The organism is Nostoc cycadae WK-1, from assembly GCF_002897135.1.
Lineage (GTDB): Bacteria > Cyanobacteriota > Cyanobacteriia > Cyanobacteriales > Nostocaceae > Nostoc_B.
Genome location: NZ_DF978473.1, coordinates 1 through 1,898 on the forward strand (window position 1 = coordinate 1; position 1,898 = coordinate 1,898).

A 1,898-nucleotide genomic window follows, 5' to 3' on the forward strand; every position below is an offset into this window, starting at 1 on the left:
AGGTATCTACAGTCACAAGGGACAGTGGTGAAAGCCGCGGGGACAGTTTTATCATGGATGGTGGATGGGGGGATGACAGGTGCAGATTCTCCCGACGCCGACACAGCGATCACTAATATCGACGCCGTCCTCCCACGCAACCCGCTTCCGATCTTTTCATCTTTGAGGATTTGGGCGATGTCAGGCACATAGTTTGCCGCCGCTTGCCCCGCATTCCCTAATGCCTCTGCCGCTTTGCCACGAACACCGGTGTCCATCTTTTCATCTTTGAGGATTTGGGCGATGTTAGGTACATAAGGAGCCGCCGCCTGCCTCAGGTTCCCTAATGCCTCTGCCGCTCTGCCACGAACACCGGAGTCCACCTTTTCATCCTTGAGGATTTGGGCGATGTCAGGCACATAGTTTGCCGCCGCCTGCCTCAGATTCCCTAATGCGGATGCCGCTCTGCCACGAATACCGGAGTTCACATTTTCATCTTTGAGGATTTGGGCAGCCTTCTTAGCAATATCCTCCGGCTTCTGCCCGACAGAGTTTAAGTTTTGCAGGTCATATTCAACTAATTTACTGAGTGCATATCCCTTAACTGCATCATGTCCATCATCAAGGGCGGCTACTATACCGTTAATCTGCCATGCTTCCGGCTTGGGTTTGGGCTGTTATTTAGCACTCACCCAAGTAAAGGTGAGAAAAAAGGAAAGGATGAAGGCTAAACAATACAGAATAAAAGGTGAAGCTTTGCGGGTGCGGCGGTGAGTTAGCAGCATATTTGGGGCAAGCTGGCAGATTACACGGGGTTATGGGTATATTATCAAACTGGCAATTTGTTATTCCTGATTTGTAGTGAAAAAATCGGATTTAGTTTGATGTGAGTTTGCCGGATATAAAAACCCCTCTCCAAACCTCTCCCCTGCAAGGAGAGAGGCTTTGAAACTCTTATTTTTTGCATAAAACGAGGAATATTTCTGCCCCTCTCCGCGTCGGAGAGGGGTTGGGGAGAGGTTCATCAAACTCAAGTTCATTTACGAAATTCTAATACTCGCCCACGAGTATCAAACACTCGCTCACGAGTATTAAAGACTCATTCACGAGTATCAAACACTCTCGCGCCAGTATTAAACACTCATTCACGAGTATCAAACACTCGTCCACGAGTATCAAACACTCGCCCATGAGTATCAAACACTCTCGCGCCAGTATCAAACACTCTCGCGCCAGTATTAAAGACTCATTCACGAGTATCAAACACTCGTCCACGAGTATCAAACACTCGCTTACCTAAATATGCCACTAAAACCAGAACCCCGACTTCTCAAAGAAGTCGGGGTTCTCATCTTGTACGTTAAATTACAACTTATGAATTAGATGCAGCTTTGGCTGGTTTATTTTTCATCGCTTTAAACCGTTCCCCCAACTGTTCAGCCAGAGTTTTTAACCCTGGAGTTTTCTTAGCCGCAGTCTTGACGTAATCATAAACCGTTAAACTGCTACCCATTGCTTCGCTGCCAACTGCCAATAAAGTATCATCTACTTGTTCTGTCAGTTGTCGCAATCCAATTAACAGTTCGGTGAGGCTGCTGGCTAATTGATAATCGCGCACAAATTCCTCAACATCAAAGCTGGCTGGTAAAATGTCGCGGTTCGATTGGGCAGCAGTCAGGCTATTGTTGACGAAAGCGAGGCTTTTATCGCCCATTTTAAATAACTTGCGTCGTTCTTCAACACTCAGGGTGACGAGAAAAGGCAACTTTGCTTGAATGGTTGCAAAGGCGGCTTTAATTTCTTGGATATCTTCTGGGGAAAGGGAGGCTGTAATATTTTGGTAGGCCATTGGCACTTTACCTTGGTGAATTTTTGTTATGATTCCCACTGGTAATACCATTTCACTAAAAAAATGATAA

2 protein-coding genes are annotated in these 1,898 nt (G+C 46.3%); both read right to left on the bottom strand.

Features of this window, described 5'->3' with window-relative positions:
• Nucleotides 1-398 (bottom strand): HEAT repeat domain-containing protein (locus tag NCWK1_RS30335; RefSeq protein WP_245895023.1); only part of this gene is annotated, 398 nt, incomplete at its 3' end.
• 953 nt (nt 399-1,351) lie between these two features.
• Entirely contained in the window at nt 1,352-1,828 is a 477-nt protein-coding gene (locus NCWK1_RS28900; RefSeq protein WP_103127050.1) for a hypothetical protein, read from the bottom strand.
• Nucleotides 1,829-1,898: the final 70 nt, after the last annotated feature.

What these genes read in the sequence shown, in the direction of transcription:
- NCWK1_RS28900 (WP_103127050.1), bottom strand. Translation starts at nt 1,828, where the DNA reads ATGGCCTACCAAAATATTACAGCCTCCCTTTCCCCAGAAGATATCCAA.